This window comes from Streptomyces sp. NPDC104096, assembly GCF_055584385.1.
Genome location: NZ_JBVJMD010000055.1, coordinates 1 through 22900, shown reverse-complemented (window position 1 = coordinate 22900; position 22900 = coordinate 1). Strand labels below are relative to the sequence as shown.

At 72.2% G+C, this 22900-nt stretch carries 18 protein-coding genes; 7 read left to right on the top strand and 11 right to left on the bottom strand.

The window, feature by feature from the left end:
- Nucleotides 1-82 precede the first annotated feature (82 nt).
- Nucleotides 83-1909: an AMP-dependent synthetase/ligase gene (locus ACZ60B_RS35290; protein WP_469394444.1), complete on the bottom strand. Its 1827-nt coding sequence runs from the start codon at nucleotides 1907-1909 to the stop codon at nucleotides 83-85.
- Between the two features lie 274 nt (nucleotides 1910-2183).
- A complete protein-coding gene (locus tag ACZ60B_RS35285) occupies nucleotides 2184-3683 on the bottom strand; it encodes an MFS transporter (protein ID WP_469394442.1) in 1500 nt (499 codons plus the stop codon).
- Between the two features lie 123 nt (nucleotides 3684-3806).
- Between ACZ60B_RS35285 and ACZ60B_RS35280 the strand changes: the two genes are divergently transcribed.
- On the top strand, nucleotides 3807-4787 hold the full coding sequence (locus tag ACZ60B_RS35280; protein WP_469394440.1) for an Lrp/AsnC family transcriptional regulator: 981 nt from the start codon (nucleotides 3807-3809) through the stop codon (nucleotides 4785-4787).
- On the opposite strand, the gene ACZ60B_RS35275 is transcribed toward ACZ60B_RS35280, so the two are convergent.
- Nucleotides 4762-5673 (bottom strand): LysR substrate-binding domain-containing protein, encoded by a 912-nt coding sequence (locus ACZ60B_RS35275; protein WP_469394438.1) that lies wholly within the window; start codon nucleotides 5671-5673, stop codon nucleotides 4762-4764. The genes ACZ60B_RS35280 and ACZ60B_RS35275 overlap by 26 nt on opposite strands.
- Before the next feature lie 169 nt (nucleotides 5674-5842).
- Here ACZ60B_RS35275 and ACZ60B_RS35270 point away from each other — a divergent pair, with 169 nt between their 5' ends.
- On the top strand, nucleotides 5843-6853 hold the full coding sequence (locus ACZ60B_RS35270; RefSeq protein WP_469394489.1) for a bile acid:sodium symporter family protein: 1011 nt from the start codon (nucleotides 5843-5845) through the stop codon (nucleotides 6851-6853).
- Between the two features lie 46 nt (nucleotides 6854-6899).
- Here the strand turns inward: ACZ60B_RS35270 and ACZ60B_RS35265 are convergent, their stop codons facing one another.
- Nucleotides 6900-8768 (bottom strand): exo-alpha-sialidase, encoded by a 1869-nt coding sequence (locus ACZ60B_RS35265; RefSeq protein WP_469394436.1) that lies wholly within the window; start codon nucleotides 8766-8768, stop codon nucleotides 6900-6902.
- Nucleotides 8769-9045: 277 nt separating this feature from the next.
- Here ACZ60B_RS35265 and ACZ60B_RS35260 point away from each other — a divergent pair, with 277 nt between their 5' ends.
- Entirely contained in the window at nucleotides 9046-9501 is a 456-nt protein-coding gene (locus tag ACZ60B_RS35260) for a MarR family winged helix-turn-helix transcriptional regulator (protein ID WP_469394434.1), read from the top strand.
- 87 nt (nucleotides 9502-9588) lie between these two features.
- On the opposite strand, the gene fdhD is transcribed toward ACZ60B_RS35260, so the two are convergent.
- Genes fdhD through ACZ60B_RS35235 form a run of 5 tightly spaced genes read right to left on the bottom strand, consistent with a single transcriptional unit; the run spans nucleotide 9589 to nucleotide 16016 of the window.
- Nucleotides 9589-10437 carry a formate dehydrogenase accessory sulfurtransferase FdhD gene (gene fdhD / locus ACZ60B_RS35255; protein ID WP_469394431.1) on the bottom strand — a complete coding sequence of 283 codons (849 nt, stop codon included), beginning with the start codon at nucleotides 10435-10437 and terminating at the stop codon, nucleotides 9589-9591.
- 7 nt (nucleotides 10438-10444) lie between these two features.
- Nucleotides 10445-11305 carry a 2Fe-2S iron-sulfur cluster-binding protein gene (locus ACZ60B_RS35250; protein ID WP_469394429.1) on the bottom strand — a complete coding sequence of 287 codons (861 nt, stop codon included), beginning with the start codon at nucleotides 11303-11305 and terminating at the stop codon, nucleotides 10445-10447.
- On the bottom strand, nucleotides 11302-13125 hold the full coding sequence (locus ACZ60B_RS35245) for an NADH-ubiquinone oxidoreductase-F iron-sulfur binding region domain-containing protein (protein WP_469394487.1): 1824 nt from the start codon (nucleotides 13123-13125) through the stop codon (nucleotides 11302-11304). The genes ACZ60B_RS35250 and ACZ60B_RS35245 overlap by 4 nt, the downstream gene beginning before the upstream one ends.
- A gap of 9 nt (nucleotides 13126-13134) precedes the next feature.
- A complete protein-coding gene (locus ACZ60B_RS35240; RefSeq protein ID WP_469394428.1) occupies nucleotides 13135-15048 on the bottom strand; it encodes a molybdopterin oxidoreductase family protein in 1914 nt (637 codons plus the stop codon).
- On the bottom strand, nucleotides 15045-16016 hold the full coding sequence (locus ACZ60B_RS35235; protein WP_469394426.1) for a 2-dehydropantoate 2-reductase: 972 nt from the start codon (nucleotides 16014-16016) through the stop codon (nucleotides 15045-15047). The genes ACZ60B_RS35240 and ACZ60B_RS35235 overlap by 4 nt, the downstream gene beginning before the upstream one ends.
- 239 nt (nucleotides 16017-16255) lie before the next feature.
- Here ACZ60B_RS35235 and ACZ60B_RS35230 point away from each other — a divergent pair, with 239 nt between their 5' ends.
- The 4 genes from ACZ60B_RS35230 (at nucleotide 16256) to ACZ60B_RS35215 (ending at nucleotide 19789) form a co-directional block, all read left to right on the top strand.
- Nucleotides 16256-17626, top strand: coding sequence for an OFA family MFS transporter (locus tag ACZ60B_RS35230; RefSeq protein WP_469394424.1), 1371 nt, complete (start codon nucleotides 16256-16258; stop codon nucleotides 17624-17626).
- Complete coding sequence (locus ACZ60B_RS35225; RefSeq protein WP_450665801.1) at nucleotides 17592-17729, top strand: MFS transporter small subunit; 138 nt, start codon at nucleotides 17592-17594, stop codon at nucleotides 17727-17729. The genes ACZ60B_RS35230 and ACZ60B_RS35225 overlap by 35 nt, the downstream gene beginning before the upstream one ends.
- Before the next feature lie 164 nt (nucleotides 17730-17893).
- A complete protein-coding gene (locus ACZ60B_RS35220; protein WP_469394422.1) occupies nucleotides 17894-18841 on the top strand; it encodes a beta-ketoacyl-ACP synthase III in 948 nt (315 codons plus the stop codon).
- 270 nt (nucleotides 18842-19111) lie between these two features.
- Nucleotides 19112-19789: a GntR family transcriptional regulator gene (locus ACZ60B_RS35215; RefSeq protein ID WP_469394419.1), complete on the top strand. Its 678-nt coding sequence runs from the start codon at nucleotides 19112-19114 to the stop codon at nucleotides 19787-19789.
- An 88-nt stretch (nucleotides 19790-19877) separates the two neighbouring features.
- Here ACZ60B_RS35215 and ACZ60B_RS35210 read toward each other — a convergent pair whose 3' ends face one another.
- A complete protein-coding gene (locus tag ACZ60B_RS35210; RefSeq protein WP_469394417.1) occupies nucleotides 19878-21284 on the bottom strand; it encodes an OFA family MFS transporter in 1407 nt (468 codons plus the stop codon).
- A 1-nt stretch (nucleotide 21285) separates the two neighbouring features.
- The gene (locus ACZ60B_RS35205) at nucleotides 21286-22674 is read right to left on the bottom strand and encodes an OFA family MFS transporter (protein ID WP_469394415.1); all 1389 of its coding nucleotides are present in this window, start codon (nucleotides 22672-22674) and stop codon (nucleotides 21286-21288) included.
- Nucleotides 22675-22900 lie beyond the last annotated feature (226 nt).

Here is a 22900-nt window from a genome sequence, read left to right as displayed (position 1 = left end):
CAAGTGGTACTCCCATCGTCAACGATCACGGGCCGTGATGCATTCCTGACGAGGGAATCCGTCGGAACCGCCGGGGAACGGCTCAGGCGTGGTAAAGAGCCTCGACCTCGTCGGCGTAGGCCTTCTCGATCGCCTTGCGCTTCAGCTTCAGCGACGGGGTGAGCAGTCCGTGCTCCTCGGTGAACGGCTGGGCCAGGATCCGGAAGGTGCGGATCGACTCGGCCTGCGAGACGAGGGTGTTCGCCGCGACCACCGCCCGCCGCACCTCGGTCTCCAGGTCCGCGTCGCGCACCAGCTCGGCCGGGGGCGGCAGCGCCTTCCCGCTCATCTGGAGCCAGTGCTCCACGGCCTCCTCGTCGAGGGTGACCAGGGCCGCGATGTAGGGGCGGTCGTTGCCGACGACGATGCACTGGTTGACCAGCGGGTGGTCGCGGACGCGTTCCTCCAGCACCCCGGGGGAGACGCTCTTGCCGCCGGAGGTGACCAGGATCTCCTTCTTGCGCCCGGTGATGGTGAGGTACCCGTCCTCGTCCAGGGAGCCCAGGTCGCCGGTGGCCAGCCAGCCGTCGTGCAGGGACTCGTCGGTGGCCTTGGGGTTGTTGAGATAGCCCTGGAAGACGTTGGCGCCGTTCAGCCAGATCTCGCCGTCGTCCGCGATGTGCACGGTCACGCCCGGGACGGCCTGGCCGACGGTGCCGTAACGGGTCTGCTCGGGCGGGTTGGCGGTCGCGGCGGCGGTCGACTCGGTGAGCCCGTAGCCCTCGTAGATCTGCACCCCCGCGCCCGCGAAGAACAGGCCGAGCCGCCGGTCCATCGCGGAACCGCCCGACATGGCGTTGCGGATGCGGCCGCCCATCGCGGCGCGCACCTTGGCGTAGACGAGCTTGTCGAAGAACTGGTGCTGTACGCGCAGGGCCGCCGAGGGGCCGGGCCCCAGGCCCCAGGCCTTGTTCTCCACGGCCTCGGCGTACTTCACCGCCACCTCGACGGCCTTCTCGAACGGGCCGGCCTTGCCTTCCTTCTCCGCCTTGCGGCGGGCCGCGTTGAACACCTTCTCGAAGATGTACGGCACGGCGAGGATGAAGGTCGGCCGGAAGGCGGCCAGGTCGGGCAGCAGCGTGGACGCGTCGAGCCGCGGCTGGTGACCGAAGCGGACCCGGCCGCGGATCGCGGCGATCTCCACCATCCGGCCGAAGACGTGGGCGAGCGGCAGGAACAGCAGCGTCGCCGCCTCGTCGCCCCTGCGGGAGTGGAACACCGGCTCCCAGCGGGCGATGACCGTGTCCGCCTCGAACATGAAGTTGCCGTGCGAGAGGACGCAGCCCTTGGGGCGGCCCGTGGTGCCCGAGGTGTAGATGACCGTGGCGGTCGACTCGGGGGTGACCGCCTCCCGGTGCCGGTGCACCACCTCGTCGTCGAGATGGGCGCCGGCCTCGTACAGTTCCGGCACGCAGCCGGCGTCGAGCTGCCACAGCCGGCGCAGCCGCGGCAGGCGGTCGATGACGGTGGCGATCGTCATCGCGTGGTCCTCGTGCTCCACGATCGCCGCCGCCACCTCGGCGTCGTACAGCATCCAGAAGCACTGCTCGGCCGAGGAGGTCGGGTAGATCGGCACGACCTGGGCGCCGATCGACCACAGCGCGAAGTCGAGGAGCGTCCACTCGTAGCGGGTGCGGGACATGACGGCGACCCGGTCGCCGAAGCGGACGCCCTCGGCCAGCAACCCCTTGGCGAGGGCGAGGACCTCGTCGCGGAACTCGGCGGAGGTCACGTCCTGCCACTGTCCCCGCTCGTCCTTGCGGCCGAGCGCGATGTGCAGCGGGTCTTCCTCGGCATACCGGAAGACGACGTCGGCCAGGCCGCCGACCGGCGGTGCCGACGCCGACGGAGGGTTGGTGAACTCGCGCAAACCCGCTCCCCGTTCTAGTCGTGCTCCGCACAGCGCCGTGAAAGCTACCCCACCGAACGCCAGGTCGGGAGGGGGCGGGAAGCCGGGCGGGGGCGGTTTCCACCTGATCCGGGGGAGGAGAAAAGAGTCGATAGCGGGGAGGACCGGACACAAACCTGACGGTTGAGTAAGTTTCGCGACCGTAATCTCCACTGAATCTGTACGACGTTGAACGACCCTCGGGGAGCCCGCCGGACCCCGGCGAGGGGTCCGGCGGGGCTCGGTGCGGAGGCGGTCAGCCGCGGGCGGCCGGGGCCTGCCCGGCCGCGGCCGGAGCGGCGGACTCGCGCGGCGCGGTGCGTTCCGCGGCCGGGGTACGCACCAGCAGCAGCACCAGGGCACCGGCCGCCAGGCCCGCGAAACCCGCCGCCACGAGCGCCGTGTCGAGCCCGGACGCGAACGCGGAGCGCAGCGCGTGCTCGGGGAACGCGCCCCGCAGGGCCCCCGCCCCGCCGCCCGCCAGCGTGTGCGCCGCCTCCTGCGGCAGCGTGTCGGTCATCCGGGAGGTCACCACGGTGCCGAAGACGGCGACGCCGAGCGCGTACCCGAGCTGGCGGACCGTGTTCACCGCGCCGCCCGCCATCCCGGCCCGCTCGGCCGGCACCGCCGCCAGGGCCGCGCCCGCCACGGTCGGCGAAACGAAGCCGGTCCCGACACCCACCAGTACGAACCCGGGCACCAGCGCCGTCCAGTCCGACCCGGAGTCCAGCACGGCCTGGCAGAACGCCCCCGCGCCGATCAGCAGCAGCCCGCCGCCGATGGTCAGCCGGGCCGGCACCCCGTGCAGCAGTCGCCCCACCACCACGGCGGCCACCATGGCGGCGACCGTCAGCGGCAGCAGCGTCAGCCCGCCGCGCACCGGACTCATCCCCAGCACGGTCTGCATCCAGATCGACAGGTAAGGCGTCACCCCGAACGCCACCCCGTTGAAGGCCAGCGCCCCCAGCATCACGCCCACGAAGGCGGGCCTGCGCAGCAGCCCCAGGTCCAGCAGCGGATGCGCGGCCCGCCGTTCCACCAGCACGAACGCGGTCAGGGCCAGCGCGGCGAGCGCGAACGCGACCAGCGTGCGCGGCTCGCCCCAGCCCTCGGTCCCGGCCCGGACCACGGCGTACGTCGTCCCGCCGGCGAACACGGCGAACGTGACCGTGCCCGCCCAGTCGACCCGCATCCCGCGCGGGCCCCGCGACTCCGGCACCACCCGCAGCATCAGCCACACCGCGGCCACGCTCACCGGCAGGTTCACGAAGAAGATCCACCGCCAGCCGGGCCCCTCGGTGAGCAGCCCGCCCAGCACCGGCCCGACCGCCGCGGCCGCGCCGCTCACCGCGCCCCACACCCCGAGCGCCGCCGACCGCTGCCGCCCCTGGTAGACCGAGCCGAGCAGCGGCAGCGTCGTCGCGAACATCGCGGCCGCGCCCACTCCCTGCACGGCCCGCGCGGCCACCAGCGTGCCCGGCCCGGACGCCAGCCCGCACAGCAGCGACGCCAGCGCGAACACCACCACGCCCGCCACGTGCACCCGTCGCCGCCCCAGCAGGTCGGCCGCGGCCCCGACGCCCAGCAGCAGCGCGGCCAGCGCCAGCGCGTACCCGTCGACCACCCATTGCAGATCACTCAGCGACGCGTGCAGCGCCCGCGCCATGTCCGGCAGCGCGACGACCACGATCGTCACGTCCAGCAACAACATGAACGTGCCCAGGCACACCGCCGTGAGCGGCCCCCATGTCCGCATGTCCTCCACCCCTGTACTTCCTGTGCGATGGTTGCGTATGCCTCCGTACGATGACCGCAGGGTGGCCGATCGCGGCGGTGGCAGGGGCGCGACCGACGGAATCCGACCGAGGGGGGCGTTCCGATGACGGAATCCGGCATGGTCGACCGGCTCGATCTGCAACTGGTGTCCGCGCTGGAGGCCGACGGCCGGGCCCCCTTCAGCCGGATCGGCACGGTGCTCGGCGTCTCCGACCAGACGATCGCCCGCCGCTACCGCAGGCTGTGCGCCGAGGGCGGGCTGCGGGTCGTCGCGGTCCGGGACGCCACCAGGCTCGGCCAGGACCAGTGGATGCTGCGGCTGCGCTGCGCACCCGACAGCGCCCTGGCCATCGCCGACGCGCTGGCCAAGCGGCCCGACACCTACTGGATCGGGCTGGCCTCCGGGGGCACCGAGGTCCTCTGCCTGACCCGGCCGCGCAGCTCCGGCGACCACGACGACCTGCTGCTCGGCAAACTGCCCCGCACGCCGAGCGTGGTGGAGATCCGGGCCCACCAACTGCTCCACCGCTTCTACGGCGGTGTCAACGGCTGGGTCCGCAAGCTCGGCGCCCTCACCGACGACCAGATCACCGCCCTGAGCGCGCAGCCGGCGGCGCCGGCGGCGGGCGAGGCCCGTATCGATCCGCAGGACGAGCCGCTGCTGGCCGTGCTGGAACGCGACGGACGCGCCACCCACCCCGAGCTCATGCGCGCCACCGGCCGCTCCGAGTCCGCGGTCAAACGCCGTCTCGGCACGCTGCTGGCCTCCGGCGCGGTGTACATCGACATCGAGTACGACGCGGAGATCTTCGGCCGTTCCGTCGCCGCCGTCCTGTGGATCACCACCGCCCCCGCGGCCCTGCACCCGGTCGGCGAGGCACTCGCCGCCCACCGGGAGATCGCCCACGTCTCCGCGACCGCCGGACCCTCGAACATCGTCGCGACCGTGCTGACCAGGAGCACGGCCGACCTGTACGCCTATCTGAGCGGTCCGCTCGGCCGGCTGGAGGGGGTGCGGCACGTGGAGACGACGCCGTTCCTGCGCCGGGTCAAGCAGCTCACGTACCCGCTGCCGTCGCGTTAGCGCGCTCCTCGCCGGACCCGCGCCAGCGGCGGTGCAGCCGGTCCCCGCCGCCCAGGACCGCCGCGGCCAGCGCCTCCGCCGCGCCCTGCGCCGCCGTCCGCCGCCGGCCGTGCACCAGGACGAACTCGACGCGGCCCAGTTCCGGCAGGCCCGCCCGCTCCGGCACCCGCACCAGCCCCGGCGGGACCAGCCCCCGCGAGTGCGCCATCACGCCCAGCCCCGCCCGGGCCGCCGCGATCAGCCCGTTGAGGCTGCCGCTGGTGCACGCCACGCGCCAGGCCCGTCCCTGACGCTGAAGTGCCTCGAAGGCGAGGGCCCGGGTGATCCCCGGCGGCGGGTAGACGATCAGCGGCACCGGACGGTCGGGGTCCAGGCGCAGCCGCTGCGCGCCGATCCACACCAGTTCGTCGCGCCACACCAGCTCGCCGCGCGGGTCGCCCGGGCGCCGCTTGGCCAGCACCAGGTCGAGCTTCCCGGCGGCCAGCTGCTCGTGCAGGGTGCCGGACAGCTCGACGGTCAGTTCCAGGTCGACCTCGGGATGGTCGTGCCGGAAGCCCTCCAGGATCTCCGGGAGCCGGGTCAGCACGAAGTCCTCCGACGCGCCGAAGCGCAGCCGGCCGCGCAGCCGGGTGCCGGCGAAGAACGTCGTCGCCTGCTCGTGCACCTCCAGGATCCGGCGCGCGAAGCCGAGCATCGCCTCGCCGTCCTCGGTCAGCTCCACCGAGTGCGTGTCCCGGGTGAACAGCGTCCGGCCGGTGGCGTCCTCCAGCCGTCGTACGTGCTGGCTGACGGTCGACTGGCGCAGCCCGAGCCGCCCGGCGGCCTGGGTGAAACTCAGCGTCTGCGCCACCGCGAGGAAGGTACGCAGCTGGGAGGGGTCGTACACAGCTGCCACCGTACCCGGCCATCACGGCACGTGATGACAGTCAGAGCGGTATGACGGATTCCCGATCACGGAGCGGGAGAGGACGATGGAAGGGGGCCTCCTGAGCGGCTCCGGACCGAAACGCACGAGCAAGTGGAGCACCGTGAAACGCCTGCGCCGGCCGAGTCGGATGCCGATCGACCCGTACATCCTGCTGCTGCTCGCGACGGTGGGTCTCGCCGCGCTCCTGCCCGCGCGCGGGGCGGCCGCCGAGGTCGCCTCCGGGGCCTCCACGGCCGCGATCGCCTTCCTCTTCTTCCTCTACGGGGCCCGGCTGTCCACCCGCGAGGCGCTCGAAGGGCTGCGCCACTGGCGCCTGCACGGCACGGTCCTGCTCTGCACCTTCGTGGTCTTCCCCCTGCTGGGCCTGGCCGCCCGCGGACTCGTCCCGGTGCTGCTGACCCACTCGCTCTACCAGGGACTGCTGTTCCTCACCCTGGTCCCCTCCACCATCCAGTCGTCGATCGCCTTCACCTCGATGGCCCGCGGCAACGTGCCCGCCGCGATCTGTGCCGGGTCCTTCTCCTCGCTCGCGGGCATCGTCGCCACTCCGCTGCTGGCGGCCGCGCTGCTCGGCGGCAGCGGCGGCGGGTTCTCCGCCGACTCCGTCGTCAAGATCGTGCTCCAGCTGCTCGTGCCGTTCCTCGCCGGGCAGGTGCTGCGCCCCTGGATCGGCGGCTTCGTCGCCCGGCACCGCAAGGCGCTCGGCTACGTGGACCGCGGATCCATCCTCCTCGTCGTCTACACCGCGTTCAGCGAGGGCATGGTCCAGGGCATCTGGCACCAGGTCAGCCCGGTCCGGCTCGGCGGGCTGCTCCTGGTCGAGGCCGTCCTGCTCGCCGTGATGCTCGCGCTGACCTGGTACGGCACGAAGGCGCTGCGCTTCGGCCGGGAGGACCGCATCGCCATCCAGTTCGCCGGTTCGAAGAAGTCCCTCGCCTCCGGACTGCCGATGGCGAGCGTGCTGTTCGGCGCGCACGCCTCGCTCGCGGTGCTGCCGCTGATGCTCTTCCACCAGATGCAGCTGATGGTGTGCGCGGTGATCGCCAAGCGCCGGGCCCACGACCCGGAACCGGCCGGGGCCGCCGCGCCGGCCGCCCCCGTGCGGACCAGCACCGTCACGGCGACCCGCTCGCGCTGACCCCGGCCGCGCCGGGGCCCGCGGCGACCGTCGCGGCCCGCCGTGCTCAGCCGGCCTCCCGCACCCGGTCCATCGGCAGCCGCAGCACGGTGTGCGCAAGGTCGTCGGACGGTGTGCCGGCGATCTCCGCGTCGCTCAGCGCGCGGTCCCATACCCGTACGTCGTCGAGCGCGCCGGTGAAGAACTCCCGGCCGTCCATGCGCTGGCCGACGTGGACACCGAACGGCGAGTTCCGGCTCACCGAACCGGTCACGTCGGCGACGGCCGACTGCGTGCCGTCGACGAAGAGCGTCAGACGGCCGCCGCCGCGGCGCAGCGCCACCCGGTGCCAGCGCCCGTCGTCGAAGGCGCCGGTGACGCTCACGGCCGCGGACCGTACGGCCGTCGCGCCGTCCCGCACGGTGATCAGGGCGCGCACCCGGTCGCTCGCGGGCTCCGCGCGCAGCCAGATCTGCGGCTGTGTGGTGCCCACGCCCCCCATCCACAGCAGCGGCTGCTCACCGGTGGCGGCGGTGGAGCGGAACCACAGGGAGGCGGTGAAGTCCTTCGTCCCGAGCGGGAGCCGGTCGCTGTAGGGCAGACGTACGCCGTCGTCGGAGCCGTCGAAGGACAGCGCGCCGCCGTCGATCCCGTCGCTCACCCGGGCGCCGCCGAGCACGGTCGCGGGTGCGGCGCCCGGGGCGAGGTCGTCGGTGGTCGGGTCCGGGCCGCGGCGCGGCACGAGCCAGTCCGCGGAGAAGCGGGCGAAGCGGATCTCGTCGCGGGCGTCGACGGCACCGCCCTCGTACAGCAGGCCGACGGTGTCCCCGTCGATCCGGGTCAGGTCGGAGTAGCCGGAGAAGTCCGTGGTGACGGTGGTGCCGCGGTCCAGGCTGTCCCAGGTGCGGCCGCCGTCGTAGGAGGAGCGGATCATCATCCCGCGCCGGCGGTCGGGGTCACCGGGGCAGGCCAGCAGCAGGCGCGGGCCCAGGCGGAGGGTCGAGCACTGCACCTGGGGCGCGTAGAGGTCGGGCAGGTCGCGGAACGGCGCGGTGAAGCTGTCGCCGCCGTCGCGGCTGACCGCCTGGGTGCGGTGGCCGAGGTCCGTGCCGTCCTGCTCCCGGCCGCTGACCAGCACGGCACCGTCGACCAGTTCGGTGAGGGTCAGTTCGGAGGGCTTCTGGCGGAAGGTGCCGTCCTCGGCGACCGGCCAGGAGTCGACGGCGCCGGGACGCCAGTGCTCGCCGCCGTCGTCGCTGACGACGAGTGCCGCGTGGTCGGCGGTGACCCGGCCGCCGTCCCAGGTCTCGGTGTTGACGCCGAGGACGAGCCGGCCCGCGTGCCGGCCGCGGGTGAGCTGGATGCCGTGCACCGGGCCGGTGGCGTACCAGGAGTTCCAGTTCGCGGGCCGGATCTCGGAGCTCAGGTCGCGCGGCGCGGACCAGGTCAGACCGTCGTCGTCGCTGTGCTGGAGGTGCGGGGTGCGGTCGCAGGGGACGGCACAGCCGGCGCTGTCCGTACGCCCGGTGTTGTACGTCTCGGCCAGCAGGACGCGGCCGGTCTCGCGGTCCACGATCGGCGCGGGGTTGCCGTGGGTGTCGCCGCCGCCCTCGTCGACGACCTGGAGCGGGCCCCAGGTGCGCCCGCCGTCGGTGGAGCGCTTGAGCACGATGTCGATGTCGGCCGTGTCACCGCAGTTGAGGACCCGGCCCTCGGCGAACGCCAGCAGCGTGCCGTCCGTCGTGGTGACGATCGCCGGGATCCGGAAGCAGGCGTACCCCGGGTCCTGGGACGCCTTGAACAGCACCTGCTGTCCGAACTCGGGGTCGGCCGCCGACGGCAGGGCGTGCGCGGGACCCGGCAGCGCGAGCAGCGCGACGGTGGTCGACGCCGTGGCGAGGGTGGATCTCAGGCGGGTGCGAAGACTTGACGGCATGGTGAGACCTGCCCTTCGTGCGTCTCGACGTCCGGTGGTCCGGACATGCGGATGTCCGGACCACCGGACGTCAGGACATCCCATGTCCAAGGGGCGTGCGGCAGACGTTGGTCGGGGCCGCCGGGCCCGACGAGGAGCGTGCGTCAGGGGATCGGGGGCGACCTTTGTACGGAGGCGGCCGCCGGATATCGTTGGGGTCCCCAATGATATCGTTGGGAGCGCCAACGGTATCGTCGGATCATTGGGAAGTCCAATGAATCGTCGCTAGGCTGCGTTCATGTCCGAAGCCCCGATCCCCGCGATCCGCGCCCTGCCCAGCTGGATCCTCGGCCGCGCCGCGGCCCGCGGCCGGGCGCTGGTCGCCGAGGCGCTCGCGGCCCAGGGCGTGAAGATGTGGCACCACGTGGTGCTGTCGGCCGTCCGCGACCTCGCCCCGGTCGCCCAGGCCGACCTGGGCCGCGGGGTCGGACTCGACCCCAAGGACCTGGTGGGCGTGCTCAACGACCTCCAGGCGAGAGGCCTGGTCGTCCGCGAGCCGGATCCGGGGGACCGCCGCAAGAACGCCGTCTCGCTGACCCCGCGGGGGGAGGCGCTGCTGCTGCGCTGCGAGGACGCGGCACGGGCGGCGAACGAGGTACTGCTCGCGCCCCTCCCGGCAGCCGAACGCGACCGGTTCACCGCGCTGCTGGTCCGCGTCGCGGCCGGCCCGGACGAACCGTCCGACGTGACGTGAGGTGACGGGGGCCCGAGGCGGGGCCCCGCGGCGCAGGGGGCGCTCCCCGCCGTCCGGGGCCCCGCCGCCGTGCCGCGGGGAGCCGTATCAGCCCTGGGCTGCCGCGGCCCGCAGGGCGATCCGGTCCTCGCCCGCGTACACGTTCATGGAGCTGCCCCGCAGGAAACCCACCAGCGTCAGGCCGGTCTCCGCGGCCAGGTCCACCGCCAGCGACGACGGCGCCGAGACCGCCGCCAGCATCGGTATCCCCGCCATCACCGCCTTCTGCGCCAGCTCGAAGGACGCCCGTCCCGAGACCAGCAGGATCGAACGCGACAACGGCAGGTCACCGTTCTGGAGCGCCCGGCCGACCAGCTTGTCGACGGCGTTGTGCCGGCCCACGTCCTCGCGGATGTCGACCAGGTCCCCGTCCTCGGTGAACAGGGCCGCCGCGTGCAGCCCCCCGGTCCGGTCGAACACCCGCTGGGCCGCGCGCAGCCGGTCGGGGAGGCTCGCCAGCAGACCGGGGTCCACCCGGACCGGGGGAGTGTCGGCGATCGGGAAACGGGCCGTCGTACGCACCGCGTCCAGGCTCGCCTTGCCGCACAGTCCGCACGACGACGTCGTGTAGACGTTGCGCTCCAGGGTGATGTCGGGGACGACCACCTCCGGCGCGGTCCGCACGTCGACCACGTTGTACGTGTTCGAACCGTCGGCCGTGGCGCCCGCGCAGTACACGATGTTCTGCAGGTCGGACGCGGCGGCCAGCACGCCCTCGCTCACCAGGAACCCCGCGGCCAGCGCGAAGTCGTCCCCCGGTGTGCGCATGGTGATGGCGAGCGGTCTGCCGTCGAGCCTGATCTCCAGCGGTTCCTCGGCGACGAGCGTGTCGGGCCGGCTGGAGACCGCGCCGTCCCGGATACGGATCACCTTGCGTCGTTCCGTGACTCGTCCCATGTCCTGATCAGCCCCGGTTCTGTACGTGCTGGTAGCCGAAACGGCCCTTGATGCAGAGATTGCCGTGGGTCACCGGGTTGTCGTGCGGCGAGGTGACCTTGACGATCTCATTGTCCTGCACGTGCAGGGTGAGGTTGCAGCCCACACCGCAGTACGCGCACACCGTCGTCGTCGCGGTCTGCGCCGACTCGTCCCAGGTACCCGCGGCCCGCATGTCGAACTCGGACTTGAAGGACAGGGCCCCCGTCGGGCACACCTCGACACAGTTGCCGCAGTACACACAGGCGGAGTCGGTGAGCGGCGCGTCGTGCTCGACCGCGATCCGGGCGTCGAAGCCGCGGCCGGAGACAGAGATGGCGAAAGTGTTCTGCCACTGGTCGCCGCAGGCGTCCACGCACTTGTAGCAGAGGATGCACTTGTCGTAGTCGCGGACGTACAGCTCGTTGTCGACCCGCGGCTCCTCGCCCAGCCGGGCCGCGTCGGGCCCGAAGCGGTCCGGCTCCGCCCCGTACTCCTCGATCCACTCGGCCGCCCGCGGGGTCGTCGACAGATCCACCGAGGAGGCGAGCAGCTCCAGGACGACCTTCCGGCTGTGCCGGGCGCGCTCGGTGTCGGTGCGCACCTCCATCCCCGGCTCCGCCTTGCGCGAGCAGGCAGGCACCAGGGTGCGCGAGCCCGCCACCTCGACGACACAGAGCCGGCAGGCGTTCTTCGGGGTGAGGGTGTCGCCCTGGCAGAGGGTCGGCACGTCCTTCCCGGCCGCCCGGCAGGCGTCCAGCAGGGTCGAGCCCTCGGGTGCCCGCACCGGCTCCCCGTCGAGGGTGAACTCCAGCAGCCGGCGGGGGATCCCCAACGGTGTCACGGTCATTCGTACGCCCCCAGACGGTCGATGGCGGATTCCACGGCGTTCCACGCGGTCTGCCCCAGACCGCAGATCGAGGCGTCCCGCATGGCCCGGCCGACCTCCCGCAGCAGCGCGATGTCGTCGTCGGCGGCCGCCCCCGTGCGCTCGGCGATCCGGTGCAGCGCCTCCTCCTGGCGCACGGTCCCGACCCGGCACGGCACGCACTGCCCGCACGACTCGTCGCGGAAGAACTCCGCGATCCGCAGCAGCAGTCGCGGCAGCGGGACCGTGCCGTCGAAGGCCATCACGACCCCCGAGCCGAGCGTCGTGCCCGCCCGGCGGGTGCCCTCGAAGGTGAGCGGGACGTCCAGCTCGTCCGGCCGTACGAAACCACCGGCCGCACCGCCCAGCAGCACCGCCCGCAGATCCGCGCGCACCCCCGCCAGGGCGAGGAGTTCGCCGAGGGTGGCGCCGAAGGGCAGCTCGTAGACGCCCGGCCGCGCGACGCTGCCCGACACGCAGAACAGCTTCGGCCCGGTGGAGCCTTCGGTGCCGATCGCCGCGTAGGCCTGCGCGCCCAGGTTCAGGATCGGCAGCACGTTGACCAGCGTCTCGACGTTGTTCTCCACCGTCGGCCGGCCGAACAGGCCCTGCTCCACCGGGAACGGCGGCTTCGAGCGCGGCTCGCCCCGGTAGCCCTCGATCGAGTTGAACAGGGCGGTCTCCTCGCCGCAGATGTACGCGCCCGCGCCCCGCCGGATCTCGATGTCGAAGGCGAAGCCCGTGCCGAGGATGTCGTCGCCGAGCAGACCGCGGGCGCGCGCCCGGTCGACGGCGTGCCGCATCCGGCGCAGCGCCCGCGGGTACTCGCCGCGCAGATACAGGTACCCCCGCTCGGCGCCGACCGCGTACGCCGCGACGGTCATCGCCTCCACCAGCGCGTACGGATCGCCCTCCATGAGCACCCGGTCCTTGAACGTGCCCGGCTCGGACTCGTCCGCGTTGCACACCAGGTAGTGCGGACGGGCGGGCTGCGACGCCGTGGCCTGCCACTTGCGACCGGTGGGGAAGGCGGCGCCGCCGCGCCCGACCAGGCCGGAGTCGGTGACCTCGCGGATGACCGCGGCGGGCCCGATCGCGAAGGCCCGGCGCAGGGCCGAGTAGCCGCCGTGCGCGCGGTAGTCGTCCAGGTCGGCGGGGTCCACCACGCCGACCCGGCGCAGCAGCGTCAGCGCCTGGTCCCCGGCCTGGGGGACCGCCGACACCACAGGCGCCTCATCGGGCGCCGCGTCCGGCGCGCTCGCGGCGAGGACGGCGCTGTCCACCGTCGCCGGCGCCGACACCGCCGTACGCACCGGATCGCCCGCCCGCACCGCGAGCGCCGCCGGAGCCCGCTCGCACAGGCCCAGACAGGGGCTGCGCTCGACACCCACCCCGCTGCCCGGACCCAGCCCGGCCTCGACGCCCGCGCACAGCTCCGACGCGCCGGCGGCCGCGCACGCGAGGTCCGTGCACACCTGGAGCACGGTCGCGGGCCGCGGCCGCAGCGAGAACATCGCGTAGAAGGTGGCGACTCCGTACGCCTCCGCCGGCGGCACCGTCAGCCGCCGGCACAGATAGCCGAGGGCGCCCTCGCTGATCCAGCCGACCCTGTCGTTGATCGCGTGCAGCCCCGGCAGCAGCAGGTCACGGCGGTCCCGGGCCGCGCGGCCGCCGCGCGCCCACCTCAGGTCGCCGTCGGAGCGGTCGGCCCCCTCCCACGAGGACTCCGGAGGGCCGAGCAGGGCGTCGACGGCCGCCCGCTCCTCGTCCGTGGGTTTGCCGTCGCCGAAGTGCAGGTCCACCACGTCACCTCATTGGGTCGCAACCGGGAGCTTCTCGATCCGGATCGCCGACGCCTTGAACTCCGCCGTACCCGCGATCGGGCAGTTCGCCTCGATCGTCAGCCGGTTGGTGTCCACCTCGTCGGGAAAGTGCATGGTCATGAAGGCCAGCCCGGGGCGCAGCGCGGGGTCGATCCACACCGGGGCGACGACCGCGCCGCGCCGCGAGGACACCCTGACCTGCTCGCCGACCACCACTCCGTGCCGCTCGGCGTCCTCCGGGCACAGCTCCACGTACTCGCCGCGCCGCAGCGGGGAGGCGAAACCCCCGCTCTGCACACCGGTGTTGTACGAGTCGAGCCGCCGCCCGGTGGTCAGCCGGATCGGGTACTCCTCGTCGGTGAGGTCGACCGGCGGATCGTGCCGCACCAGCCCGAAGGGGGCCGGCGTACCGCGCTTCGCCGGGTCCTTCTCCCACAACCGGCCGTGCAGATAGGTCGGTTCGAGCCGGTCGGTACTGGGGCAGGGCCACTGGATGCCCTGGTGCTCGACGAGCCGGTCGTACGTCATCCCGTAGTGGTCCGGGGAGACCGAGCGCAGCTCGTTCCAGACGGCCTCCGCGTCGGCGTACTTCCAGTCGTGGCCGAGCCGGGCCGCGAGCTCGCAGAGGATGTCGACGTCCTCGCGGGCCTCGCCGGGCGGGGCGACGGCCCGGCGCACCCGCTGGACCCGCCGCTCGCTGTTGGTGGTCGTGCCCTCGGTCTCGGCCCAGCCCGCGGTGGCCGGGAGCACCACGTCCGCCAGTTCCGCCGTCCTGGTCAGGAAGATGTCCTGGACGACCAGGAAGTCCAGGGCCCGGAGCCGGCGGACGGCCTGCTCGCTGTCGGCCTCCGACTGGGCGGGGTTCTCGCCGATGCAGTAGACCGCCTTGAGCGTGCCCTCCTCCATCGCCTCGAACATCTCGGTGAGGTTCAGCCCGTAGTGCGGCTGGAGCACCGTGTTCCAGGCCGACTCGAACTTCAGCCGGGTGCCCGGGTCGAGGATGTCCTGGAAGCCGGGCAGGCGGTTGGGGATGGCGCCCATGTCGCCGCCGCCCTGCACGTTGTTCTGGCCGCGCAGCGGCTGCAACCCGGCTCCCCAGCGGCCGACCTGACCGGTGAGCAGGGAGAGGTTGATCAACGCCCGTACGTTGTCGGTGCCGTTGTGGTGCTCGGTGATGCCGAGGGTCCAGCACAGCTGGGCGCGCTCGGCGCGGGCGTAGGCGTGCGCCAACTCCCGTATCGCGGCGGCCGGTACGCCCGTCACCTTCTCCGCCAGCGACAGCGTCCAGGGCTCGACGAGCGCCTTGTACTCCTCGAAGCCGGTCGTCGCCCGCTCGATGAACGCCTCGTTGGCCAGTCCCGCGTGGATGATCTCCCGGCCGACCGCGTGCGCCATCGGGATGTCCGTGCCGACGTTCAGCCCGAGCCAGCTCTCCGCCCACTCGGCGGTGGAGGTGCGGCGCGGGTCGACGGCGTACAGCCGGGCGCCGTTACGGATCCCCTTCAGCACGTGCTGGAAGAAGATCGGGTGCGCGAAGCGGGCGTTGGACCCCCACATCACGATGACGTCCGTGTGCTCGATCTCCTCGTACGACGACGTCCCGCCGCCGGAGCCGAAGGCCGCCGACAGGCCCGCCACGCTCGGCGCGTGACAGGTCCGGTTGCAGGAGTCGACGTTGTTGGTGCCCATCACCACCCGGGCGAACTTCTGCGCCACGTAGTTCATCTCGTTGGTCGCGCGGGCGCAGGAGAACATCCCGAACGCGTCGCGGTTGCGGTCCAGGCCGCGGGCCGCCCGGTCCAGGGCCTCCTCCCAGCTCGCCCGCCGGAACGGCTCGTCACGGGAGTCCCGGACCAGGGGGTGGGTCAGCCGGGTGTAGGTCTTCTGCTGCCGTTTCCTCATGCGGCGCTCCTCAGCGCGAGCAGGTCCGAGATGGCGTGCACGGTGCGCAGGGTGGGCACCGGCACGCCGGTGATCTCCGCCAGTTCGACGACGGCGGCGAGCAGGACGTCGAGCTCCAGCGGTTTGCCGCGCTCCAGGTCCTGGAGCGTGGAGGTGCGGTGGTCGCCGACGCGTTCCGCGCCCGCGAGCCGGCGTTCGATGGAGACGCCGACCTCGCAGCCGAGCGCCCGGGCGACCGAGAGCGTCTCGCGCATCATCGTCTCGATGACCTCGCGGGTGCCGCCGTGCAGGCACATCTGCCGCATGGTGGCGCGGGCGAGCGCGCTGATCGGGTTGAAGGAGATGTTGCCGAGCAGCTTCAGCCAGATGTCGTTGCGCAGGTCCGGCTCGACCGGGCACTTCAGCCCGCCCGCCCGCATGGTCTCGCCGAAGGCCAGACAGCGCGCCGAGACGCTCCGGTCGGGCTCGCCGACCGAGAACCGGGTGCCTTCCAGATGCCGTACGACGCCGGGGGCCTCGAGTTCGGTGGCCGCGTAGACCACGCAGCCGACGGCCCGTTCGGGCGCGAGCACCGCACTGACCGCGCCGGCCGGGTCCACGCTCTCGACGCGGTGGCCGTCGTAGGGGCCGCCGTGCCGGTGGAAGTACCACCAGGGGATGCCGTTCTGGGCGGCCACGACCGCCGTGGTGCCGTGCAGCAGCGGCTCGATCAGCGGCCCGCACGCCGCGTACGAGTTGGCCTTGAGGCCGAGGAAGACGTAGTCGGCCGGGCCGACTTCGGCCGGGTCGTCGGTGGCGTGGGGGCGGGCGGTGAAGTCGCCGCGCGGGCTGAGTACTTGTACGCCGTGCCGTCTCATGGCCGCCAGATGCGGTCCACGGGCGATGAGGTGCACGTCGGCGCCGGCGCGGTGGAGCGCGGCACCGACGTAGGCGCCGATCGCACCGGCGCCGAGGACTGCGACTTTCACTTCGGAACGCTCCGTTCGGTCGAGGGAGTACCGCGGAGGTGGGGAGGACGCCGACGCCGCACACTATGTCGACGAAATATTGTCTACAGTATGGAGGATGCCTCGGCAAGGGTCCGCGGCGCGGTCCGTTCCCGGGGCCGGTCCGCCCTGACCGCTCGGCGCAGCCTGGATACCGTTCATCGCATACGGTCGACCCGACCGCTTCTCAACTCCCGTCCCCCTGCCTACCGTCCGGGATCATGAGTCCTCCCGTCGCGCCCGCTGGCTGGAGCCGCTGGCTGGTTCCGCCCGCCGCCCTCGCCGTGCATCTCTCCATCGGCCAGGCCTACGCCTGGAGCGTGTTCAAGCCGCCCCTCGAATCCGCGCTCGGCCTCAGCGGCACCCAGAGCGCCCTGCCCTTCCAGCTCGGCATCGTGATGCTCGGCCTGTCCGCCGCGTTCGGCGGCACCCTGGTGGAGCGCAGGGGGCCGCGCTGGGCGATGACCGTGGCACTGGTCTGCTTCTCGTCCGGCTTCCTGATCTCCGCCCTCGGCGCCGCGAGCGAGCAGTACTGGCTGATCGTCCTCGGCTACGGCTTCGTCGGCGGGATCGGCCTCGGCATCGGCTACATCTCGCCCGTCTCCACCCTGATCAAGTGGTTCCCCGACCGTCCCGGCATGGCGACCGGCATCGCCATCATGGGCTTCGGCGGCGGCGCGCTCATCGCCTCGCCGTGGTCGGCGCAGATGCTGGAGTCGTTCGGCGCCGACAGTTCCGGGATCGCGCTCGCGTTCCTCGTGCACGGACTGTCGTACGCCGTGTTCATGCTGCTCGGCGTGCTGCTGGTACGGGTGCCGCGCGGTACGGGGCAGGACGGGGCGGTGCCCGGGGGCGGCGGGGCGCCGGCCGCGGCCGAGGGCGCCGGTGCCGCCGAGGGGGTGCAGGTGTCGGCCCGCAGCGCCGTGCGCACCCCGCAGTTCTGGTGCCTCTGGGTCGTTCTGTGCATGAACGTCACGGCCGGTATCGGCATCCTGGAGAAGGCCGCCCCGATGATCACGGACTTCTTCGCCGACAGCTCCACCCCGGTCTCCGCGACGGCCGCCGCCGGCTTCGTCGCGCTGCTGTCGGCGGCCAACATGGCCGGCCGCATCGGCTGGTCGTCGACCTCCGACCTGATCGGGCGCAAGAACGTCTACCGCGTCTACCTCGGCGTCGGCGCCCTGATGTACGCCCTGATCGCGCTGCTGGGCGACACCTCGAAGCCGCTGTTCGTCGGGTGCGCGCTGGTGATCCTCTCCTTCTACGGCGGCGGCTTCGCCACGATCCCCGCGTATCTCAAGGACCTGTTCGGCAGTCACCAGGTCGGCGCCGTCCACGGCCGGCTGCTCACCGCCTGGTCCACCGCCGGCGTCCTCGGCCCGCTGATCGTCAACTGGATCGCCGACCGCCAGGAGGAGGCCGGGAGACACGGCTCCGCCCTGTACTCGCTGTCGTTCTTCATCATGATCGGGCTGCTCGCGATCGGATTCGTGGCCAACGAACTCGTCCGGCCCGTCCACCCCCGCCACCACCTCCCCGCCCCCGGAAAGGACGCCGATGTCCGGCAACGACAGCAGCCAGAGTCCGCCTGACCGGCGGGGACTGATCGCCTTCGCCTGGCTGTGGGTGGGCGCGCCGCTCGCCTACGGGCTGTACGAGCTCGTACAGCGGGCCAGACAACTGTTCACCGGCTGACGCCACGGCACGGGAGACGGTTCGCCGGGGTTGCGGCGTTTGAGGTCTGACGGAAGCCGACAACCCGGGCGGGCGTTTCCTGTGGCATCACCTGTCCTCGTACCCGTGAGTCACTCATCAGACTGGTGAATCCCGCTACTCACGGCAACGAGGGGGACCCTCCCATGCACGGCTCGCGCATCGCCGCCGTCGGCCATTACCAGCCCGCCAGGGTGCTCACCAACGAGGAACTGGCGGGCATGGTCGACACCAGTGACGAGTGGATCCGGTCCCGGGTGGGCATCCGGACCCGGCACATCGCGGGCCCCGACGAACCCGTCGACGAGCTGGCCGCGCACGCCGCCGCCAAGGCGCTCGCGGCCGCCGGGCTGACCCCCGGTGACATCGACCTGGTGCTGGTCGCCACGTCGACGGCCGTGGACCGCTCCCCGAACATGGCGGCCCGGGTCGCCGCCCGGCTGGGCGTCCCCTCGCCCGCCGCGATCGACGTCAACGTGGTGTGCGCCGGCTTCACCCACGCCCTCGCCACCGCCGACCACACCGTCCGCGCGGGCGCCGCCACCCGGGCCCTGGTCATCGGCGCCGACAAGATGTCCGAGGTCACCGACTGGACGGACCGTACGACCTGCGTGCTCGTCGGCGACGGGGCGGGGGCCGCCGTGGTCGAGGCGTGCGCCGAGGGCGAGGAGCCGGGGATCTCGCCCGTGCTGTGGGGGTCGGTGCCCGAGATGGGGCACGCCGTGCGCATCGAGGGACAGCCCGCGCGCTTCGCGCAGGAGGGCCAGAGCGTCTACCGGTGGGCGACCACCCAGCTGCCGCCGCTCGCCCGGCAGGCCTGCGAACGGGCCGGACTCACCCCCGAGGACCTCGCGGCCGTCGTCCTGCACCAGGCGAACCTGCGCATCATCGAGCCGCTCGCGGGGAAGATCGGCGCGGTGAACGCCGTCGTGGCCCGGGACGTCAGCGAGTCCGGCAACACCTCCGCGGCGAGCATCCCGCTGGCCTTCTCCAAGCTGGTGGAGCGCGGCGAGATCCGCACCGGGGACCCGGTCCTGCTGTTCGGCTTCGGCGGCAACCTCTCGTACGCCGGCCAGGTCGTCCGCTGCCCGTGAGCCGCCCCCGGCGGGTGGGGGAGCCACAACGCGTTGCGGCGCCCCCGTACGGACACACCGGGCGTGACGACCGGGCGTGGCAACCGGTTGTAAAGACCGGATGCGGCGACCGGTTGTGACGACCGGTTGTGGCGACCTGACGCGCCGACGCCGTGCGATGACGCCGTCCTGCCGCCCCTGCGGACATCGAGCGCCGTAGACTGTAGACGAAAGCCAATCCAGGCCGGCGCTCCGACCGCTGTGCACGGCCCGCCGAGGAGGGGGACCGCGATGTTGTCGACAGGACTGCCGCAGGGGGCCGTGCCCCGGCTCGAACGCCCCGGTCCACTGCGTGACCGCGTCTACGAGGCACTGCTCGAACTCATCACCACCCGGGCCCTCCAGCCCGGCCAGCACCTCGTCGAGAGCGAACTCGCCGGACACCTCGGGGTCTCCAGGCAGCCGGTGCGCGAGGCGCTGCAAAGGCTCAACACCGAGGGCTGGGTCGATCTGCGCCCCGCGCAGGGCGCGTTCGTGCACGAGCCCACGGAGCAGGAGGCCGACCAACTCCTCACCGTGCGTACGCTGCTGGAGGCCGAGGCGGCCCGGCTGGCGGCGGCCAACGCCACCAGCGCGGGCATCGAGGCGCTGGAGGAGCTGCTGGCGCAGGGGCTGCGGGCCGTCGCCGACGACGACGTGGACACCGCGGTGACCCTCAACGCCCGCTTCCACGCCAAGATCATGGAACTGGCGGGCAACGCGGTCCTCGCGGAACTCGCGGCCCAGGTCGACCGCCGGGTGCGCTGGTACTACATGCCGGTCGCCCGTCAGCGCGGACAGCAGTCGTGGATCGAGCACCGGGACCTGATCGCCGCGATCACCGACCGCGACGAGCAGGAAGCCACCCGGCTGATGCGCGAACACACCGAACACACCCGAACCTCGTACCACGCCCGCACCAGGTCCTGAGGCCCGGCAGCACATGAGGCGGCCCTCCCCGGAAACAGGGGCGGGCCACCTCGTGCGGTGCGGGCCGTCCGACGGCCGTACGCCGTCGTCAGCCCGCCGGCCGCGGTGCGGCCGTCGGTGTGGTCGTTGCGCCGTGCCCCGGCTGTCGTAGCAGCAGGGCGATCGCCGCCGCGATCATCGAGATTCCGCCCGCCAGTGCGTACGCGCCGTCGTAGCCCCAGGCCGCGACCACCATGGAGCCGAGGCCGCCGCCGAACAGGCCGCTGACGAGCTTGCCGCTGTACACCAGGCCGTAGTTGGTGGCGTTGTAGTTCTCGCCGAAGTAGTCCGGCGTCAGCGCCGCGAACATCGGGTAGAACGCGCCGCCGCCGAACCCGGACAGGAAGGCGAAGAACAGGAACAGCCACTCGCTCCTGAGGTCGCCCGCCAGGATCACGCCGAACTGGGCCAGGCCCAGCACGACGATGACGAACACCAGGGTCGACTTGCGGCCCCACCGGTCGGACAGCCAGCCCACGACCCCGCGTCCGACGCCGTTGATGACCGCCATCACGCCCATCGACGAGGCGGCGACCAGCGGGCCGAAGCCGACCTCCTTGGCGAAGTCGACCTGGAAGGAGATCCCGAAGATCGACACCCCGGCGGTCAGCACGATCGAGATCCACATCAGCGGGAGCATCCCGGACCTGACGGCCTCCTTGGGGGTGAACTGCCGTACCGCCGGGGGGTTCTTGGACGTCCGCGCCGCGTTCTCGCCGTCACCGGTGAGGGTCGGCGGGTCGATGTCGGCCGGCCACCAGTTCTTCGGCGGGTCCTTGAACAGGAACGCGCACCCGAACACCACGATCATGATGTAGCAGCCGATCAGGTCCAGCACCCGGTGGTAGTTCCCGGTGTCGAACGCGTAGTTGAAGATGAAGATGAACGGCAGCGAGCCGTACGCGAAGCCGCCGTTGACGAACCCCGTGCGCGCGCCCCGGCGTTCGGGGAACCACTTGCCGACCATGTTGATGCAGGTCGCGTAGACCAGCCCGGCGCCCATGCCGCCGATCACGCCGAAGCCGAGGATCGCCAGCAGGACATCGCTCAGGTGCGAGAGGGCCAGGAACCCCACGAGACACATGCCGGAGCCCAGGTGCATGGCCCGGCGGGCGGTCAGGACGCCCCGCTCGCGCAGCCAGCCCGCCGGGAAGGCGATACCGGCCTGGAAGAACACCCAGACGCTGAGGATCCAGAAGGTGTTGCTCTGGGTCCAGCCGTGCGCGTGCGAGAGGGTGTCCTCCGCCGAGCCGTAGGCGTACTCGAAGACGCTGATGGCCATCATGGCGATCCACGGCAGATACACCATGAGCCTGCGGGAGTGGCCGAGGATGTCCCGGTCGGTCTCGCCGACCCGGTAGACCCGGCCGCGGGCGTCGGTCACCTCACGGTAGGGGCGGTGCGCGGCGCCGGAATCGGCCGACGCGCCGTTCGTAGCGATGGGATCCGCGGTCATCTCACGCCATCTCCTCGCCGAGCGGTTGCGGGTTGGGGACGATGCTCCGGGCCTTCGGCCGGCCGGGAGCCTTCAGGAAGAGCGCCAGCACCGCGGAGGCCAGCCCGATCGAGCCCGCGAGGACGAACGCGCCGTGGTAGTCCCACGCGTCGACCACGATCGCGCCGACGCCCGAGCCGACGAGCCCGGAGATCAGCTTGGAGCTGTAGACCATCCCGTAGTTGGTGGCGTTGTTGTTCTCACCGAAGTAGTCGGCCGTCATGGCCGCGAACAGCGGGAAGATCGCCCCGCCGCCGAAGCCGGAGACCATGGAGCAGAACAGGAAGAACGGCATGCTGCCCAACTGGCCGGAGACCAGCACGCCGAACTGCGCGGTGCCCAGCACGAGACAGACGATGACCAGGGTGCTGCGGCGGCCGTAGCGGTCGGAGATCCAGCCGATCACGCCCCGGCCGGTGCCGTTGACGATGGCCTTCAGGGACATCGCCGTGGCGACGATGCCGCCCGCGAAGCCCATGTCCTTGCCGAACGGCACCTGGAAGGCGATGCCGAAGATATTGATGCCGGCCGTGCACAGCAGACAGAACCACATCATCCACAGAACGGGGGTACGGGCCGCCTCCTTCGGGGTGTACTGCCTGACCGCCGGCGGGTTCTTCTCCAGCGCCCGGCGGATCCTGGGGTCGTCGGTCACCCGCAGCGGGTCGACCGTGGCGGGCCACCAGTTCTTCGGCGGGTCCCGGAAGAACCAGCCCGCCGACGCCACCATCAGGCACAGCCCGACCCCCACCAGCGCCAGCACGGTCTCGTAGTTGCCCAGGTCCATGTACGAGGTGAACAGGAAGACGAAGGGCACGGACCCGTACGCGAAACCGCCGTTGACGAAGCCCGTCTTGCCGCCCTTGCGCTCCGGATACCACTTGCCGACCATGTTGATGCAGGTCGCGTAGACCAGACCGGCGCCGATACCGCTGCACATGCCGAAGCCGAAGTAGGCGACGAGCACGTTCGGCGCGTACGCCAGCGACAGATAGCCGGCCATCGTGCCGACCGCGCCGATCAGCATCGCCGTACGCGCCGGGAGCCGGCCGCTCTCGCGCAGCTGCCCGGCCGGGAAGGCGACGGCGGCCTGGAAGAATATCCAGACGCCCATCAGCCAGAAGATGTGTCCGCTGCTCCACAGATGCGCCTCGTGGAGCGTGTCCTCCGCCGACGTGAACGCGTACTCGGCGGAACTGATGCCCATCATGCCCACCCAGGGCAGGACGACCATCCATGTGCGCTTGCGGCCCATGATGTCGACGTCGGTCTCGCCGACGCGGTACACGCGGCCGTTGCGGTCCGTCACCTCCCGATAGGGGACGGAGGCCGGGTAGTCGGTGGTTGTCATGTCACTCAGCACCCCTTGCGTCGAAAGCTCCTGGCCAGCGCCCCCTGTCCAAATGCGTTTCGTGCGCGCACGGGTCCCGGGGGCGGCCCCCCCGCACCCTCGGCCCCCCCCCCCCCGCCGGGACCCAAAAGACAACCCCCCCAACACCCCCCCCCCCCGCCCAAACCCCCCCCCAAAACGCAACCCATAGACCCCCCAAACCCCCGTTCCACCCCCAACACCCCCC